This window comes from Streptomyces sp. NPDC056169, assembly GCF_042268445.1.
Lineage (GTDB): Bacteria > Actinomycetota > Actinomycetes > Streptomycetales > Streptomycetaceae > Streptomyces.
Genome location: NZ_JBHJUO010000001.1, coordinates 575,986 through 592,814, shown reverse-complemented (window position 1 = coordinate 592,814; position 16,829 = coordinate 575,986). Strand labels below are relative to the sequence as shown.

General features: G+C 72.2%; 14 protein-coding genes. 8 read left to right on the top strand and 6 right to left on the bottom strand.

Going from position 1 to position 16,829, the window contains the following annotated elements; translation table 11 throughout:
• Window positions 1-8 precede the first annotated feature (8 nt).
• Window positions 9-452 (bottom strand): MarR family winged helix-turn-helix transcriptional regulator, encoded by a 444-nt coding sequence (locus ACFC0G_RS02685; RefSeq protein ID WP_376395996.1) that lies wholly within the window; start codon window positions 450-452, stop codon window positions 9-11.
• 223 nt (window positions 453-675) lie between these two features.
• On the opposite strand from ACFC0G_RS02685, the gene ACFC0G_RS02680 reads away from it, so the two are divergent.
• Window positions 676-999 carry a hypothetical protein gene (locus ACFC0G_RS02680; RefSeq protein WP_376395993.1) on the top strand — a complete coding sequence of 108 codons (324 nt, stop codon included), beginning with the start codon at window positions 676-678 and terminating at the stop codon, window positions 997-999.
• Here ACFC0G_RS02680 and ACFC0G_RS02675 read toward each other — a convergent pair.
• Complete coding sequence (locus ACFC0G_RS02675; RefSeq protein WP_376395990.1) at window positions 969-2,420, bottom strand: NCS2 family permease; 1,452 nt, start codon at window positions 2,418-2,420, stop codon at window positions 969-971. The genes ACFC0G_RS02680 and ACFC0G_RS02675 overlap by 31 nt on opposite strands.
• A gap of 146 nt (window positions 2,421-2,566) precedes the next feature.
• On the opposite strand from ACFC0G_RS02675, the gene ACFC0G_RS02670 reads away from it, so the two are divergent.
• Both ACFC0G_RS02670 and ACFC0G_RS02665 read left to right on the top strand, forming a co-directional pair.
• Window positions 2,567-2,845, top strand: coding sequence for a DUF2530 domain-containing protein (locus tag ACFC0G_RS02670; protein ID WP_376395986.1), 279 nt, complete (start codon window positions 2,567-2,569; stop codon window positions 2,843-2,845).
• Between the two features lie 274 nt (window positions 2,846-3,119).
• On the top strand, window positions 3,120-5,528 hold the full coding sequence (locus tag ACFC0G_RS02665) for an HAD-IC family P-type ATPase (protein ID WP_376395983.1): 2,409 nt from the start codon (window positions 3,120-3,122) through the stop codon (window positions 5,526-5,528).
• Window position 5,529: 1 nt separating this feature from the next.
• Here the strand turns inward: ACFC0G_RS02665 and ACFC0G_RS02660 are convergent, their stop codons facing one another.
• On the bottom strand, window positions 5,530-6,315 hold the full coding sequence (locus tag ACFC0G_RS02660; RefSeq protein ID WP_376396171.1) for a class I SAM-dependent methyltransferase: 786 nt from the start codon (window positions 6,313-6,315) through the stop codon (window positions 5,530-5,532).
• Window positions 6,316-6,916: 601 nt separating this feature from the next.
• Here ACFC0G_RS02660 and ACFC0G_RS02655 point away from each other — a divergent pair.
• Window positions 6,917-7,450 carry a DinB family protein gene (locus ACFC0G_RS02655; RefSeq protein ID WP_376395980.1) on the top strand — a complete coding sequence of 178 codons (534 nt, stop codon included), beginning with the start codon at window positions 6,917-6,919 and terminating at the stop codon, window positions 7,448-7,450.
• Between the two features lie 494 nt (window positions 7,451-7,944).
• Here ACFC0G_RS02655 and ACFC0G_RS02650 read toward each other — a convergent pair whose 3' ends face one another.
• Both ACFC0G_RS02650 and ACFC0G_RS02645 read right to left on the bottom strand, forming a co-directional pair.
• Window positions 7,945-11,130 (bottom strand): sacsin N-terminal ATP-binding-like domain-containing protein, encoded by a 3,186-nt coding sequence (locus tag ACFC0G_RS02650; RefSeq protein ID WP_376396168.1) that lies wholly within the window; start codon window positions 11,128-11,130, stop codon window positions 7,945-7,947.
• A 201-nt stretch (window positions 11,131-11,331) separates the two neighbouring features.
• Window positions 11,332-12,261 carry a DUF3027 domain-containing protein gene (locus ACFC0G_RS02645; protein ID WP_376395977.1) on the bottom strand — a complete coding sequence of 310 codons (930 nt, stop codon included), beginning with the start codon at window positions 12,259-12,261 and terminating at the stop codon, window positions 11,332-11,334.
• A gap of 413 nt (window positions 12,262-12,674) precedes the next feature.
• Between ACFC0G_RS02645 and ACFC0G_RS02640 the strand changes: the two genes are divergently transcribed.
• The 4 genes from ACFC0G_RS02640 (at window position 12,675) to ACFC0G_RS02625 (ending at window position 16,341) form a co-directional block, all read left to right on the top strand.
• Window positions 12,675-14,063 (top strand): MFS transporter, encoded by a 1,389-nt coding sequence (locus tag ACFC0G_RS02640; protein WP_376395974.1) that lies wholly within the window; start codon window positions 12,675-12,677, stop codon window positions 14,061-14,063.
• Between the two features lie 151 nt (window positions 14,064-14,214).
• Complete coding sequence (locus ACFC0G_RS02635; protein ID WP_359671183.1) at window positions 14,215-14,694, top strand: DUF2771 domain-containing protein; 480 nt, start codon at window positions 14,215-14,217, stop codon at window positions 14,692-14,694.
• 7 nt (window positions 14,695-14,701) lie between these two features.
• Window positions 14,702-15,493 (top strand): futalosine hydrolase, encoded by a 792-nt coding sequence (locus tag ACFC0G_RS02630; RefSeq protein ID WP_376395970.1) that lies wholly within the window; start codon window positions 14,702-14,704, stop codon window positions 15,491-15,493.
• A complete protein-coding gene (locus ACFC0G_RS02625) occupies window positions 15,490-16,341 on the top strand; it encodes a 1,4-dihydroxy-6-naphthoate synthase (RefSeq protein WP_376395967.1) in 852 nt (283 codons plus the stop codon). Before ACFC0G_RS02630 ends, ACFC0G_RS02625 begins: the two co-directional genes overlap by 4 nt.
• A 66-nt stretch (window positions 16,342-16,407) precedes the next feature.
• Here the strand turns inward: ACFC0G_RS02625 and ACFC0G_RS02620 are convergent, their stop codons facing one another.
• Window positions 16,408-16,791, bottom strand: coding sequence for a cold-shock protein (locus ACFC0G_RS02620; RefSeq protein ID WP_376395963.1), 384 nt, complete (start codon window positions 16,789-16,791; stop codon window positions 16,408-16,410).
• Window positions 16,792-16,829 lie beyond the last annotated feature (38 nt).

Genomic DNA, 16,829 nt, shown 5'->3' with positions numbered 1-16,829 from the left:
CGCGTCGATCAGAGGTGAGCGAGCTTCTCCAGGACCGGGGCGGCTGCGCGAAGCTTGGCCCATTCGTCCTCGTCCAGTCCCTCGGCGAGGATGGCCAGCCAGGCGTTCCGCTTGCGGCGGGACTCTTCGAGCATGGCTTCGGCCTGCTCGGTCTGGCGGACCACCTTCTGCCGGCGGTCGTCGGGGTGCGGCTCCAGCCGGACCAGTCCCTTGGCTTCGAGCAGCGCGACGATGCGGGTCATCGACGGCGGCTGGACGTGCTCCTTGCGGGCCAGCTCACCGGGGGTGGCGGAGCCGCAGAGCTTCAGAGTGCCGAGCACCGACATCTCGGTGGGGCTCAGCGACTCGTCGACGCGCTGGTGCTTGAGGCGTCGGCTCAGTCGCATGACGGAGGAGCGGAGCGCGTTCACGGCCGCGGCGTCTTCGGCGGTGCCGTGGGACAGGTCAGGCATGTTCGTTAGCCTAACTCATTACTCTTCCTAAATACCAACCGGGACGCGCCGACGTCGCGTGGATCACACTGCGGGTCACGCGGCGGGCACACGGCGGGTCACACGGGAGGGGGACACCCCTCTACCAGCAGGTCACGCTTCGGTATCCATGCATCACCCAAACGAGTGAGTCAGATCCGGAAAGTGACGCAAAGGGGCACCGGATGCCCCGACCCTGAACGGCATGGGATCGACAGTGCTCAGCCTGCGCATCGACGGTGAGCTGCTCGACCGGCTCAAGAGTCACGCCGCGAAAAGAGGAATGAGCGTCCAGGACTATGTCGTCCGGACGCTCATTCGCGAGGATTTCGACGAGCGGTTCAAGACCGCCGTCGACGAGACGGAGAAGTTCTACGGGGAGGCGTCAGCCGGAACCGGCGTCGGAGCCGAAGTCGGAACCGGCGTCGGAGCCGAAGTCGGAACCGGCGTCGGAGCCGCAGCCGCGGCCGGGCCTTCGCCCGAGCCGTCGCCCGACGGTCACGTGAGGCCGAGCGCCGGCATCGCGTAGTAGAAGACGAAGACCGCCGACACGACGTACATGGCCACCGGGACCTCACGGCCCCGGCCGGCCGCCAGGCGCAGCACGCTGAACGCGATGAAGCCGATGCCGATGCCGTTCGTGATCGAGTACGTGAACGGCATCATCAGCATCGCCAGGAACGCCGGCACCGCGATGGTGTAGTCGCTCCAGTCGATGTCCTTGATCGAACCGGCCAGGATGAGGAAGCCGACCGCGAGCAGCGCGGGCGTGGCCGCCTGCGACGGGACCATCGTCGCCAGCGGCGTGAGAAACAGCGCGACCGCGAAGAGACCGCCGGTGACGACCGAGGCGAGGCCCGTGCGCGCGCCCTCGCCGACACCCGCCGTGGACTCCACGAAGCAGGTGTTGGCCGAGGCGGAGGTGCCGCCGCCGGCCGCGACCGCCAGGCCGTCGACGAGCAGGACCTTGTTGATGCCGGGGAAGTTGCCGTCCTTGTCCATCAGCTTGGCCTCGTCGCCGACGCCGAGGATCGTGCCCATCGCGTCGAAGAAGCAGGACAGCAGCACGGTGAAGACGAAGAGGATGCCGGTCAGCAGACCGACCTTCGAGAAGCCGCCGAAGAGGCTGACCTCGCCGACCAGGCCGAAGTCGGGCGAGGCCACCGGGTTGCCCGGCCACTCCGGGGTGGTCAGACCCCAGGACGGGACGGTCGCGACCGCGTTGATCACCATCGCCACGATCGTCATGACGACGATCGAGATGAGGATGGCGCCCGGCACCTTGCGGATGATCAGCGCGAGGGTGAGCAGGGTGCCCAGGACGAAGACGAGCACCGGCCAGCCGGTGAGGTGCCCGTCGCCGCCGAGCTGGAGCGGGACGGTGGTGTGCGCGGCGTCGGGGATGCGGGAGACGAAGCCCGAGTCGACGAGGCCGATGAGCATGATGAAGAGGCCGATGCCGATCGCGATGCCCTTGCGCAGGCCGACCGGGACGGCGTTCATGACGCGCTCGCGCAGACCGGTCGCGACGAGCAGCATCACGACGACGCCGGCGAGGACGACCATGCCCATGGCGTCCGGCCAGGACATCTTGGGCGCGAGCTGGAGCGCGACGACCGTGTTGACGCCGAGGCCGGCGGCGAGGGCGATCGGGACGTTGCCGATGACGCCCATGAGGAGCGTCGAGAAGGCCGCGGTGAGGACGGTCGCGGTGACGAGCTGGCCGCTGTCGAGCTGGTGCCCGTACATGTCCTTGGCGCTGCCGAGGATGATCGGGTTCAGCACGATGATGTAGGCCATCGCGAAGAACGTGGCGAAACCGCCCCGGACCTCGCGGGCGACGGTCGAGCCGCGCTGGGAGATCCGGAAGTAGCGGTCGAGGCCCGAGCGCGGCTCCGGAGAGTGCGCAGGCTCGGGGGACGTGGCCTTGGCGGTGGCCGTGGTGCTCATGGGGGTTCCTCTTCGGAAGAAGTCCTTTTTGGCGGTTCATACGAGGGAAACCCGCCAGAGGCAAACCGTTTCAGTATGAACACATGAACGAGCGAGCGTCTATCTCCGCGCGTAGATACGATTTCCCGCCACCTAGACTGAGGCCCATGGCGAAGTGGACACCGAAGCACGAGGCACCCGAGCCCCTCGAAGGGCCCGTCGTCGCCACCATCACCGGCGGCACGATCCTGTGGTTCGTCCTCTTCCTCGTCCAGGTGCCCTTCTACGGCTGGTTCGACGACCGGGACCTGACCTGGTGGGTGTGGACCTGCCTGGCCGGCGCCGGGCTCGGCCTGATCGGCATCTGGTACGTACGAGGGCGGGACGCGGCGCTCAAGCGGCACGCGGCGGCACGGGCGGCGGAGTCGACGGAGCAGGCCGAGTAGGCGGAGTCGACGGAGCAGGCGGAGCCGACCGAGTAGTCGGAGCCGACGGAGCAGGCCGAGCAGGCCGAGCAGGCGGAGCCGACCGAGTAGTCGGAGCCGACGGAGCAGGCCGAGCAGGCGGAGCAGGCGGAGCAGGCGGAAGCCGCACGGACGGACCAGAACCCCGAGACGACCTCGGGCTCCTACCCCCAGGGGACGATTCCCCTCCTCCCCCGGTCTGATCTTCGCCCTGCTCGGCAGGTGAACGGCCCATTCCGGTCGTACCGTCGAAAACATGACTCAGCGGGCGAAGATCGACACGGGCGGCGGCGAGACCGAGGCGGTGGAACCCCCCGTCGTGCACCGCCCGGCCGGGCTCACCTCCGCCGAGGTCGCCGAGCGCGTCGCGCGCGGCGAGGTCAACGACGTACCCCTGCGCAGCTCCCGCTCGACCACCGACATCGTCCGCGCGAACGTCTTCACCCGCTTCAACGCCATCATCGGCGTGCTGTGGGTGATCATGTTCATCGTCGCGCCGATCCAGGACAGCCTCTTCGGCTTCGTGATCATCGCCAACACCGGCATCGGCATCATCCAGGAGCTCCGCGCCAAGAAGACCCTCGACGGGCTCGCCGTCATCGGCGAGGCGAAACCGACCGTCCGCCGCGACGGGGTCGCCGCCGAGCTCTCCACCTCCGAGATCGTCCTCGGCGACCTGATCGAGCTCGGACCCGGCGACAAGGTCGTCGTCGACGGTGTCGTCGCCGAGGCCGAGAGCCTGGAGATCGACGAATCGCTCCTCACCGGCGAGGCCGACCCGGTCGTGAAACAGCCCGGCGCCCCGGTCATGTCCGGCTCGTTCGTGGTCGCCGGCGGCGGCGCGTTCACCGCCACCAAGGTCGGCCGCGAGGCCTACGCCGCCCAGCTCGCCGAAGAGGCCTCCCGCTTCACCCTCGTCCACTCCGAGCTGCGCAGCGGCATCTCCACGATCCTCAAGTACGTGACGTGGATGATGATCCCGACCGCGATCGGACTGATCATCAGCCAGCTCGTCGTCAAGGACAACGACCTCAAGAACTCGATCGCCCGCACGGTCGGCGGCATCGTCCCGATGATCCCCGAGGGCCTCGTCCTCCTCACCTCCGTCGCCTTCGCGATCGGCGTGATCCGCCTCGGCCGCAAACAGTGCCTCGTCCAGGAACTCCCCGCGATCGAGGGCCTGGCCCGCGTCGACGTCGTCTGCCTCGACAAGACGGGCACGCTCACCGAGGGCGGCATGGACGTCACGGAGCTCCGTCCCCTCAACGGCTCGGACGAGGCGTACGTACGCAAGGTCCTCGGCTCCCTGGGCGAATCCGACCCGCGCCCGAACGCCTCCCTCCAGGCGATCATCGACGCCTACCCGGACTCGGTGGACTGGCGCTGCACGGAGTCCCTCCCCTTCTCCTCGGCGCGGAAGTACAGCGGCGCGGCCTTCAGCGAGGGCGACGGCGAGGACTCGACGTGGCTGCTCGGCGCCCCCGACGTCCTCCTCACGGCAGGGGACCCGACCCTCACCGAGATCGACCACCTCAACGAACAGGGCCTGCGGGTCCTCCTCCTCGCCCGTACGACCCGCGAACTCGACGACCCCGGGGTGGCCTCCGACGTCCGCCCGACCGCGCTCGTCGTCCTGGAGCAGCGGCTACGGCCGGACGCCGCCGACACCCTCGCCTACTTCGCCGACCAGAACGTCACCACGAAGATCATCTCGGGCGACAACGCGGTCTCGGTGGGCGCGGTGGCCGGGAAACTCGACATGCCGGGCGCCGAGAACACCGTCGACGCCCGCGAGCTCCCCACCGACCGGGAGGAGATGGCGAAGGTCCTCGACGAGAACGCGGTCTTCGGCCGGGTCAGCCCGCAGCAGAAGCGGGACATGGTGGCGGCGCTCCAGTCCCACGGCCACACGGTCGCGATGACGGGCGACGGCGTCAACGACGTCCTGGCCCTGAAGGACGCGGACATCGGCGTCTCGATGGGCTCGGGCTCGGAAGCGACCCGGGCCGTCGCCCAGATCGTCCTCCTGAACAACTCCTTCGCGACGCTCCCGTCGGTGGTCGGGGAAGGCCGCCGGGTCATCGGCAACATCACCCGCGTGGCCACCCTCTTCCTCACCAAGACGGTCTACTCGGTCCTCCTCGCCGTCCTGGTGGTCTGCTCGCAGGTCGAGTACCCCTTCCTCCCCCGCCACCTCACGCTCCTCTCCACCCTGACGATCGGCATCCCCGCCTTCTTCCTCGCGCTCGCCCCCAACAAGGAACGGGCGAAGCCGCACTTCGTCCGCCGCGTCATGCGGTACGCGATCCCCGGCGGCGTCATCGCGGCGGCGGCCACCTTCACCACGTACCTCCTCGCCCGCCACCACTACAGCGGCGAGGGCGCCCTGGAGGCGGAGACCAGCGCGGCCACCCTCACCCTCTTCCTCGTCTCCATGTGGGTCCTCGCGATCATCGCCCGCCCCTACACCTGGTGGCGCGTCACCCTGGTCGCCACCATGGCCGGCGCCTTCCTCCTCGTCCTCGTCGTCCCCTGGCTCCAGAACTTCTTCGCACTGAAGCTGGTGGGCACGACGCTGCCGTGGGCGGCGGTCGTCATCGCGGCGGCGGGCGGGGCTCTGCTTGAGCTGTCCTACCGGTGGGTGAGCAAGAGGTTCCCTGTGTAGGTCACATCCGCCGCACCCTCAATACGGCGGTCAGCATCGGGAGGGTGAACTCGCCGTCGGCGGTTTCCGGCCTGCGGGAAAGGAATGCGCGGATCCGGCCGAGCGCGGCCTCGCGTTCTTCTTCCGGCATGACCAGCATGCCCGCGCGCGTGGCGAGGGTCGCGACGAGGGAGTCGGCGGTACGGCGCTGCCCGTGCGGGAACGTGGCGCGCTGCGGCGAGCCGAACAGAGGGAGCGCGTCGGACTCACTCTTGACCCTGGGAAGGTGCATGTCCGCGGTCGCGGCCCGCCAACTGGCCGGCGTGTCGCGCGGGCCGATGGCGGCGCTCCCGCTGACCCGCGCGAGCCCGGCCACCCACTCGACCTGGTCGTCCATGACGTTCCACAGCCCGGCCAGGACCCCGCCGGGTGCGAGGACCCGGGAGATCTCGGGCCCCGCGACGGCCATGTCGAACCAGTGCATGGCGTTCCCGGCCAGCACGGCGTCGACGGACGCGTCCGGCAGCGGGATCGACTCGGCACTGCCCGGCAGGGCTCGGACGGCCGGCAGGGTGCGGCGCAGCTCGGCCAGCATCGCCGGGTCGGGCTCGACCGCGACGACGTCGGCACCGAGCGCGGCCAGCGTGGCGGTCAGCTTGCCGGTCCCGGCGCCGAGATCGAGCACGCGCACCCCGGGCGCGGGCTCAAGCACCCAACGCACGGCGTCCTGCGCGTAGTCCGGCCGATGCTCGGCGTACGCGGCTGCCGCTGCACCGAACGACGAGCTGTGAAGGAGCCGTTCGTCCATTTCCACGCGGCCACCCTAAAGGCGCCGAATCCGCGCCACTACCCGGCAGAAGGGGTGTCGCGCCCCACCGCGGCCCGACCGAGCGCGCCACGGCGGGGGCCAGGACCGGGGGGCCAGGACCGGAAGGGGAGAACGTCAGCGCGGCGCCACCCGCAGGGCTCTGGGGGCGGGAGTTTCCGGTGGGCTTCTGGTGGGACCGCCCTCTCTCCGAGAGTCGCACCTTCCACCACCGCGTCAAGGGCAAGTCGGCTCCGCCGATGGCCTTCGGCCACCCTTGCCCCGGCGCCGGAAGCTGCGCAACAACTCTCGGAGGGCGGTCCGGGGGCCGGAGTCGCCGGGGCCCCGGGCATCGGCCGGGGTTGCGTGAGCGAGTGGCGGGCCGGTGGGTGGGGGCTGGGCTTGCGGCGGGGGCGAGTGGGCACTTTCCGTCGGTTCGGGGTGCGCGATCGTTGAATGGGGCAGTCGGGCTTGGCTTAGCGGGGGACGGCCGGTGGGTGGTCGGGATTCAGGCCCCGCTGGTCAATCTCGGTGGGGGTGACGTCACCGGCCCGGAGTGGGATCGAGGACACACCCTGACCTACATGCTTCCTATCGTCAGTCCATGGCCACTTCCTCAGAGAACCCGACCGCATCCCCTTCCCTCGACGGCGAGCGCGGCGAGCTGCTCAGTGCGCTCGCGGAGCAGCGGGAGTTGCTGCTGATCACGGTGCGCGGCATCAGCGACGCTCAGGCCGCGCAGCGCACGACCGTGAGCGAACTGACCCTGGGCGGGATCGTCAAGCACCTCACTCGCGGCGAGCAGGTCTGGACGCAGATCATCGCCAAGGGGGACGGCGAGCTGCCGGAAGGCATGCTCGACATGGAGCAATACCGCATGGCCGACGGCGAGAGCATCGCCGAGCTCCTGGAGGAGTACGCGGCGGCGGCGAAGACGACCGAAGCCGTCGTGTCCGCCCTGCCGGACCTGGACCGGCGCCTGCCCCTCCCCCGGACACCGTGGTCTCCGCCGGAGACCGTCTACTGGTCCGTGCGACGGATCCTGCTCCACCTCATCAGGGAGACCGCCCAGCACTCCGGTCACGCGGACATCATCCGGGAGTCACTCGACGGAGCCAACACCACCGCCCAGCGGTAGTCGTCGACAAAACCTGCACTTCGACAGCCCGCGCCAGACCCCAATGGGTGAAATGCCCGTCTTGCGGCTGCCCCCCGGCCCCTTACTCGTAGTAATGCACGGCTCGCCTGCCCCAACCCACCGGGAATGACCAGCCGGGCCTGAATCCCAGCCGAGGGACGTGCGTTCGCCGCCAAGCCTTGCCCCGCTGCCCCATTCAACGACCGCGCACCCCGAACCGACGGAAGGTGCCCACTCGCCTCGGCCACTAACCGAGCCCCCACCCACCGGCCCGTCACCCGCTCACGAGGCCTGAGCGATACCCGGACCCCCGCGACCCCGGCCCCCGGACCGCCCTCCGAGAGTTGTTGCGCAGCTTCCGGCACCGGGTCAAGGGTGGCCGAAGGCCATCGGCGGAGCCGACTTGCCCTTGACGCGGTGACGGAAGCTGCGACTCTCGGAAAGAGGGCGGTCCCACCAGAAGCCCGCCCGAAACCCCCGCCCTAGCGCCTCGGTCAGTCGAACCAGCGGTCCCTTGCCAGTTCCGCTGTCCTCGACGGGTCCTCCAGCAGGGCCGCCACCTCGAAGCGGCGGGGCCATTGGCCTGCCGACCAGGCCAGGCCGGCCGCTACGCCTTCCAGGGTGGAGGCGTGGAGGGTGCCGTCCGGCGTGACCCGCCAGTCCAGTTCCGTGCCCGCCGCGCGGAGTTCCTCGTGTTCGATGTACGAGGCGGGGGTGGCCGGGCCCAGGAGTTCGTGGACCGACGGCGGGACCTCGTGTTCCTCGCCGACCGTCGTCACCTCCGCCTCGAACGTCTCGCTCAGGCGCCGGACCTGGAGCAGTTCCGCCAGGTCCGCCGCCCTCGACGGGGCCACCGGGAGCAGCGGGGTGTCGCCCGTGAGGGGGAGGAGGTCCGGGGCGTCCGCCACCAGGGCCTCCGCCGCGTCCACCACCACCAGTTCGCCGTCCACTACCGCGCGCAGCTCGTCCGGGAGCGTGACCTGCTCCGGGTCCAGGTCCGCGAGGGCCGTGTAGAGGGCGTGCAGTTGGGGGGCCGTGACCTCGCGCTCCGGGTCCGCGAGGCGCGTCAGGAGTTCGGCCGCGCCGCCCGGTTCCTCCAGGAGCGCCGCGACCGACGTGCGGACGCCGAGCGCCCGCAGGACCTGTTCGTCGTCGAAGCCGGTCGCGTCGGCGGAGTCGTACAGGCCGGCGAGGAGGGGGTCCGAGCCCTCGGCCCGCAGGCCGGCCGGGCGGCGGCCGTCCAGGACCGGGTGGTCCCGGAGCCACCATGCCGTGTACGAGCGGACCGTCTCCGTCGTGCCGTCCGGGAGGAGGATCCGGACGGGTTGGGTCAGGGCGTCTCGCAGGGGCGGCTGCGCCAGGAGGGCCAGGGCCTGCGGCCAGGCGTCGTCGTCGACCAGGTCCAGGTCCCGTACCGCCACGATCTCCGTCGCCACCGGCGGCACCGGCGATTCCGGCAGGCGGTCCAGGACGTCCTCGCACCACACGTCGACCGCGTCGAGGAGGCCGGCGTCGTCCGGCTCCGGGTAGTCGCTCTCCCGGGGCTCGACCTCGTCCGGGTCGAGGACCAGGTCCGTCGCGCGGACCAGGGCGAAGGTGGCCAGGACTCCACAGGCCGCGAGGGGCTGTTCGCCCCAGCGGCTCGCCAGGTCCGCGTCCACGTAGGCCAGTTCGTCCTCGCGCATCACCGCCGCGAAGGGCGAGCCCGGGAGGACCAGTTCGCCCGCCGGGGAGAGTTCGCCGTCCTCGTCGGGGAGGGCGAGCGCGCCGAGCCAGGGCTCCTCGCCCGGGTCGAGTTCCGCGTCCCGTACGAGGGCGAGGACCGTGTCCGCCAGTTCCTCCGCGTCGAGGGTGTCGGCGTCCTCGTCCCAGATCTCCCCCGCGTCGAGGGAGGCCGCGACCGCCGCCCTCACCTGCGGGGTCGTCAGGACCGCGCGGGGCGTGGCCGGCAGGGCGCCCAGCTTCTCCAGGAGCGGGTGCGCCGCTTCCGGGTGCGCCACCTTCAGGCCGAGGCGGGTCAGTTCGGCGGGGGTCCGGTCCTGCGGGAGCAGGACCTGGCGGGGGCCGATCGTCGTGCGGATCCGGACCGCCGCCTCGCCGGAGCCGGAGCCGGAGTCAGGGTCGGAGTCGGGGTCGGAGTCGGTCGCGAGCGGTACGGGGAGGCCCGTCAGGCGGTCCGGGTCGACGCCGGCGAGCGAGTCGTAGAGCCGCCACCACCACGTCGGGGCCCTGTCGACGCCCGCGAGGCGGTCGATCGCCTCCGTCAGGGGGACGCGGCCCACCCCGAGGGTGCGCAGTTCGGGGCGCCGCTCCAGGCCGGCCGGGAGGAGGGTCGGGAAGACCTCGGCAAGGACGTCGAGCGTCTCCGCGCCCGCGCCCTCCGCGACTTCCGCCTCGATCGGGCGGAGTGCCGGGAGTTCCTCGGAGGGGGCGGCCGGGGCCAGGAACGCGACCCGCGGCAGCCGGTCGAGGATCGCCTCGCGCAGGGCCCCGTCGAGCGGGCCCTTGCCGAGCGGGCCGGGGACGAGGTCGAGGGTCGCGGTCGTCACCGGCTGCCAGTCGGCGAGGAGTTCGGCGTACGCGTCGGCCGCGCGCTGCACCAGGAAGTCGGTGAGCGGGCCGGGCGCCGGGTGGCGGCGCGCGGTGTCCAGCGGCAGGGAGGCGATGAGGAGGGCGGGGATGCCGAGCGGTTCGTCGGTGGGCGTCGGGGCGTGCACGACGGGTTCGGTACGGGGGTGGCGCGGGGCGCCCTCCGCGTCCACGGGTACGGCCCAGGTGACGGACCAGTGGGGGCGGAGGCGCTCCTCCACCGGGCGGTCCTTGAGGAGTCCGGCGTCGAGGGGCCCGGTGTGGGAGACGGTCCGCCAGCGGTGGGTGCCGGTGGCGGTGTCGTCGATGTGGACGTAACCGTCGTCCTCGGACCTGCGGAGGGTCCGTACGCCCTCGGCCGTCTCGACGACGATCTCCGCGAGGCCGGGGAGGGTGAGGAGCAGCGCGTCGTCGACCGATTCGAGGAGCCGTTCGGCCAGGTCGCGGGCGGCGGTGTCGCGCAGCGGGAGGACGACGACCGTGTCGTAGCCGTCGGGCGCGGTGCCCTCGGCGGGCAGCGGGAGGCGCAGGAGGGGTACGTGGCCGTCCCTGCGGCGCAGTTCGTCGCCGAGGCCCGGGCTGTACCGGGCGGACTCGGCGGCGAGTTCGCGGGCTTCGGCGAGGGACCAGCGGACGCCGCCGTGGCGGCCGAGGACGGCGGGTTCGTCGGTCACGGCGAGGACGGCGGCGAAGCCGACGCCGAAGCGGCCGACGGCGCCGGGGCCCTGCTCGCGCTTGGCGGAGGCGCGGAGCGTGGACAGTGACTCGGCGCCGGTGGCGTCGAGCGGGGCGCCGGTGTTGGCGGCGGCGAGGATCGCGGGGCTCTCGTCGTCGGCGGGGTGGAGGGTGAGGCGGAGGCGGCCGGTGACGCCGGCGCGGTGGGCGGCGTCGGCGGCGTTCTGGGCGAGTTCGACGACGAGCCGGTCGCGGTAGCCGCCGAGCGCGAGGTCCTCCTCGGCGTTGGCGTCCTCGCGGAACCGGGCGGGCGAGGCGCCCCAGGCGTCGAGCACTCCCCGCCGCAGCCGTGCGGTGCCGAAGGGATCGGTTCCGTCGGTCGTCGTCCGGACGCTGACGCTCACGTCTGACTCCACTCTGCGGGGCGCGGTGATCACGGGCCGATGGGGTGGTGATCACGGGCTGATGGGGTGGTGATCGGGTACTGGTCGGGTGGTGACACTGCCGGACCCGAAGGTCCGGGGCCCGAAAGGTACCGCGCTCCGCCCCACCCCGGCCGCCGGGGCACGTGCCGTCCCCGGGGCGCGCGGAAGCACATCCCGGGGAGGCCGCGAGGGTTACGAGTGGCCCAGGTCCTCGGAGGAGTCGTCGGGCTCGGTCGTCGAGCCGGAGTCCTTGGCCGGGCGGAGCGGGAAGACGTCCGCGGCCATCGAGTCGAGGACCGGGGGCGCCGGGCGCGGGGGCTTCGGCATGACCGCGGCCTCGGAGTGGCCGCCGCAGCCGTACGCGAGGGAGACGACCCGGCCGTCCGCCGGGGAGAACTCGTTGGCGCACACGCCGAAGGCCTGCTTCAGGGAGCCGGCGAGCGGCACCAGGAAGGCGCAGGAGTCGCAGGACGCGGGCGCGGCCTGCGCCATCGGCGTCTTGGCGCCGAAGCTCTCGTCCCAGCGGTCCGCGGCCACGTGCAGGCCGTACCGGGAGAGGACCCGGGCGCGGCGCATGCCGAGCTCCTCGGCGACCGAGGCGATCGCGCCCCGCGAGGGGGTACGGGAGACGATCTCGGCGTCCTCGGCGTCGAGGTGGTCCGCCAGCTCCTCCGAGACCGCCGAGTTCGGCGGCGGCGCGTCCTCGCCCGAGTAGCCGGGCTCCAGGCGCAGGTCATCCTGCTCGGTGGGCAGCAGGTCGCCCGGGCCCATGTCGCCGGGGCGGAGGCGCTCGCTCCACGGCACCCACTCGGGGGCGAGGAGGGCGTCGGCGCCGGGCAGCAGGACGGTTTCGTCCAGCGTGATGTTCTTGGCGCGGGAGGCACGGGTGATCGTCACCGCCCAGCGCCAGCCGCGGTAACCGGGCTCCTCGCACTCGAAGAAGTGCGTGACGACCCGGTCGCCCTCCGCGACGACCTCGACGTGTGCGCCCACCTTGCCGGGCGCGGCCGCCTCCTCGGCGGCCTCCCGCGCGAGGTCTACCGCCTCGACGCACAGGCGGTCGGGGGTACGCGTGGCTCGCGGGGTACGCGGGGCACCGCTTCGCGTCGTCGCAGCACTCACAGGTCTCGCTTCTCTCCTACGCCGTCTCACGGGTGCGCCGGCCGAGGGGCGAAAGCGAAGCCACGGGCGGCGGGCGGAGCGGACCAGGGGGCCGCATCGACGTCCGCACCCGACTTGTCTCGCGTGTCTCGGGCACACCTATCGCCATCCATTCTGCGGGATGCCGAAGAGGCGCGCGGCCGAGAACTTCCGCCGGTGACGCGCTACGCACGCTACCCCGTTCGCGGGCCTCCGCCCACCTGCCCGCCTCAAGTGGCCCGGATCGCGGACGGCCGAGGGGAGCTGCGGGCCCCCTGGAGACGCGGATCGCGGGCCGTCAGAACTGGCTCATTAGCGACTCCGTACCCCTTCCGTACCTCCTCCGTTCGCCGCGCCACGGTTCGTGCGGCGCGCTGGTGGGGCACTATGACGGAGTGGCAGCCGCACGGTCTCCCGCACGATCCGAAGATCATGCCGGACCGCTCCGCCGAGCGGGCCGGTCGGTCGGACGCGCCTTGCACCTGCCCTTCACCGGGACCGCGAAGGGCATCCGGAAGGCCACCCACGCCCACGGAGCGGGCGAGTCGGGGCTCGGCAAACTGATCGAGCTGCACGCCGTGAACGGCGCCGGGGACGTCATGATCACCGTCGCCCTCGCCTCCACCGTCTTCTTCTCGGTACCCACCGACGAGGCCCGCGGCCGCGTGGCGCTCTACCTCGCCGTCACCATGGCCCCCTTCGTCCTGCTCGCCCCGGTGATCGGCCCGCTTCTGGACCGCATCCCGCACGGCAGGCGCGCGGCGATGGCGGGCGCGATGCTGACCCGCGCGGTCCTCGCGATCATGATGTCGGGCGCGGTCACCACCGGCGGCCTGGAGCTGTACCCGGCGGCACTGGGCGTCCTGGTCGCCTCGAAGGCGTACGGGGTGGTGCGCAGCGCGGTCGTCCCGCGCCTGCTCCCACCGAAGTTCTCGCTCGTGAAGGCGAACTCCCGGGTCACCCTCGCCGGGCTGCTCGCCACCGGGATCGCCGCGCCCATCGGGGCGGGGCTCCAGCTGCTCGGGCCCCGGTATCCGCTGTACGGGGCGTGTGCGCTGTTCGTGCTCGGCGCGTTCTGGGCGCTGCGGTTGCCGCCCAAGGTGGACTCGGCGAAGGGTGAACGGCGGGCGCACCTGCTGACTCACGGCGAGCGGAAGCCGAGTCTGCGGACGGTCGGCCCGTCCGTCCTGCACGGTCTGGAGGCGAACGCGGCGCAGCGCATGCTGTCGGGTTTCCTGATCTTCTTCCTGGCGTTCCTGCTGCGCGAGCATCCGCTGTCGGGGCAGAGCGCCGCCGTCTCCCTGGGGATCGTGGGTGTGGCGGCGGGCGTGGGGAACGCCTGCGGCACGGCCGCCGGCTCGCTCCTGCGCGACCGGGGCCACGGGCCCGAGGTGATCATCGCCACGATGATCAGCGTGGTGTGCGGTACGGCGATCTGCGCGGCGATCTTCTTCGGCGGGGCGATGGTCGCCGTCCTGGGCGCGGTCGCGGGCCTCACGCAGGCCCTGTCGAAGCTGTCGCTGGACGCGCTGATCCAGCGGGACGTGCCGGAGGTGGTGCGGACGTCGGCGTTCGCGCGCTCGGAGACGGCGCTGCAGATGGCGTGGGTGGTGGGCGGGGCGATCGGCATCGCCCTGCCGCTGAACGGCACGCTCGGCATGGCCGTGGCCGCCGGGATCCTCGCGCTGGGCGCGCTCCTCTCCGTCCGCGGCCTGCTCGGGGCGGCCCGCCGCCGCCAGGGCCCGCCGGGCCCACAGGGCCGCCCGAAGGCTCGGGTGGCGTAGGGGAGGGCGCGGTGCGGGCGGCCTGCCGACGCGGTACGGACCCGCTGCGGGGGCTTCCGAGGGGTTCCCGCGAGGTCTCCCGAGGTCACGGAGCGGCGGCGCGCCGTACCCCCGCGTGGCGCGGGCGCGGCGGCCCGATAGCCTTCGGCTCATGACCGTTGCGTTCTTCTCCGGCTCGCGCCGCCGGGCCGCCGTCGCCCTCGGGGCCGTCTCCGCCGGGCTCCTCGTTCTCTCCGCCTGCGACAAGCCGACTCCGATCGCGACCGTCACGGTCGGGTCCGACTCGATCCACTCCGAGGCCGCCTGCTACAACGACGGCGACGCCATCAAGGAGTCGCAGATCCAGCAGTGCCTCAACAAGAAGGCCGAGAAGTCCATCACCGTGGCGATGGACGACAAGATCCGCTTCGGGGTCGACCCCGAGATCGCGGACAACGGCTGGACGATCTTCCTCGGCGGCCAGCAGGCCGAGCCCGAGCCGTACAAGAAGACGTACCGGACCATTCCGGCCAGCGCCTTCTTCTCCAGCCAGACCGGCGAGGCCACCGACAAGACCCAGGTGACCATCGTCGAGAACACCGGCAAGAAGCTGACCGGCATCTGGCACTTCCAGCTGAAGAAGGAATCCTGATCCGCCGGTGGTCCACCGGATCCTGATCGTGACGGCCGTGGCGGCGGAGGCCGACTCCGTCGCCGCCGGCCTCGGTCCTGACGCCCCGGACACCGCCCCGGAGCACGCCCGGGACACCGCCCGGGACACCGCCTGGGAGCCCCTGGCGCTCCCTGGTGGCCTCACCCTGCGCCGCCACGCCGACGGAGTGGATCTCCTCGTCGGCGGGGTCGGCCCGGCGGCCGTGGCCGCCGCGACGGGCACGGCACTGGCGTACGCCTCGCTGGCGGACGCCGCCACCCCCTACGACCTCGTCGTCTCCGCCGGAATCGCCGGCGGATTCGCGCCCCACGCCCCGATCGGCACCGTCGTCGTCTCCGCGGCGATCGTCGCCGCCGACCTCGGCGCGGAGACCCCGGACGGGTACCTCGCCGTCGAGGAGCTCGGCTTCGGACGGTCCGCGCACCCCGTACCGCCCGCCCTGACCGGCCCCCTCGCCGCCGCGCTGCGCGCCGGCGGCCGGCCGCACACCGTCGCACCCGTCCTCACCGTCTCCACCGTCACCGGCACCGCCGGCCGCGCCGCCGAGCTGGCCGGGCGCCACCCGACGGCCGCCGCCGAGGCGATGGAGGGCTTCGGCGTCGCCGAGGCCGCCGCCGCGTACGGCGTGCCCGTCGTCGAGATCCGGTCCGTGTCGAACGCCGTCGGCCCGCGCGACCGCGCCGCCTGGCGCATCGGCGAGGCCCTGGACTCCCTCCGGCGGGCGTTCTCGCTGCTGGGGCCCGCTTTCTCCCTGGATTTCTCCCTGGAGGCGAAGTGAAACTGAAGATCGCTTACTCGCCCTGCCCGAACGACACCTTCGTCTTCGACGCCTGGGCCCACGGCCGCGTCCCGGACGCCCCCCGGCTCGACGTGACCTTCGCCGACATCGACGTCACCAACGGCTGGGCGGAGGGCGGCGCCGACGACCACGACGTCCTGAAGGTCTCGTACGCCGTCCTGCCGTGGATCCTCGACGAGTACGCGCTGCTGCCCTGCGGCGGCGCCCTCGGCCGGGGCTGCGGGCCGCTCGTGCTGACGAAGGACGCCGGGACCGGGGCCGACCTCGCCGGGAAGACGGTCGCCGTGCCGAGCGAGCGCTCGACCGCGTACCTCCTCTTCCGGCTGTGGGCGGCCGAGACCGTGCCGGGAGGCGTCGGGAACGTCGTCGTCATGCCGTTCCACGAGATCATGCCCGCCGTCCGCGACGGCAAGGTCGACGCGGGGCTCGTCATCCACGAGGCCCGCTTCACCTACCAGGACTACGGCCTGCACTGCCTCGCCGACATGGGCGAGCACTGGGAGGCCACGACCGGGCTGCCGATCCCGCTCGGCGCGATCGTCGCCCGCCGCTCCCTCGGCGAGGAGACCCTGCGGCTGCTCGCCGAGTCGGCCCGCACATCCGTGCGGATGGCCTGGGACGACCCGACGGCCTCGCGGCCGTACGTCCTGGAGCACGCCCAGGAGATGGACCCGAAGGTCGCCGACCAGCACATCGGCCTCTACGTGAACGAGTTCACGGCCGACCTGGGCGAGCACGGCTACGCGGCGGTCCGCGGGCTGCTCACCCGCGCCGCGGCCGAGGGACTCGTACCGCCCCTCGGCCCGGACGCGCTCGCGTTCCCGTAGTGGCCTGAGCTGTGGCTGTGGCTGTGGCCTGAGCTGTGGCTGTAGCCGTAACCGTGGCCGTGCGGATCAGACGTCGAGCTGGTCGGCGACCGCGCGCAGCAGGCCCGCGATCTTCTTGCCCTGGGTCTTCTCCGGGTACCGGCCGCGCTCCAGGGCCGGTGTGATGTTCTCCAGGAGCGTCGTCAGGTCCTGCACGATGGACGCCAGTTCGTCGGGCTTACGGCGCTGCGCGGCGGCGACGGACGGGGTCGGGTCGAGGATCGTCACGGAAAGCGCCTGGTCGCCGCGCTGACCGGCGACGACACCGAATTCGACCCGCTGGCCAGGCTTCAGTGCGTCGACTCCGGCAGGGAGCACCGACGAGTGCACGAAGACGTCGCCGCCGTCGTCGCGGGAGAGAAAGCCGAAGCCCTTCTCGCTGTTGAACCATTTGACCTTGCCGGTAGGCACGTCTGTCCTCGTCCTCGTACTCGTCGCTGGGGCTGACA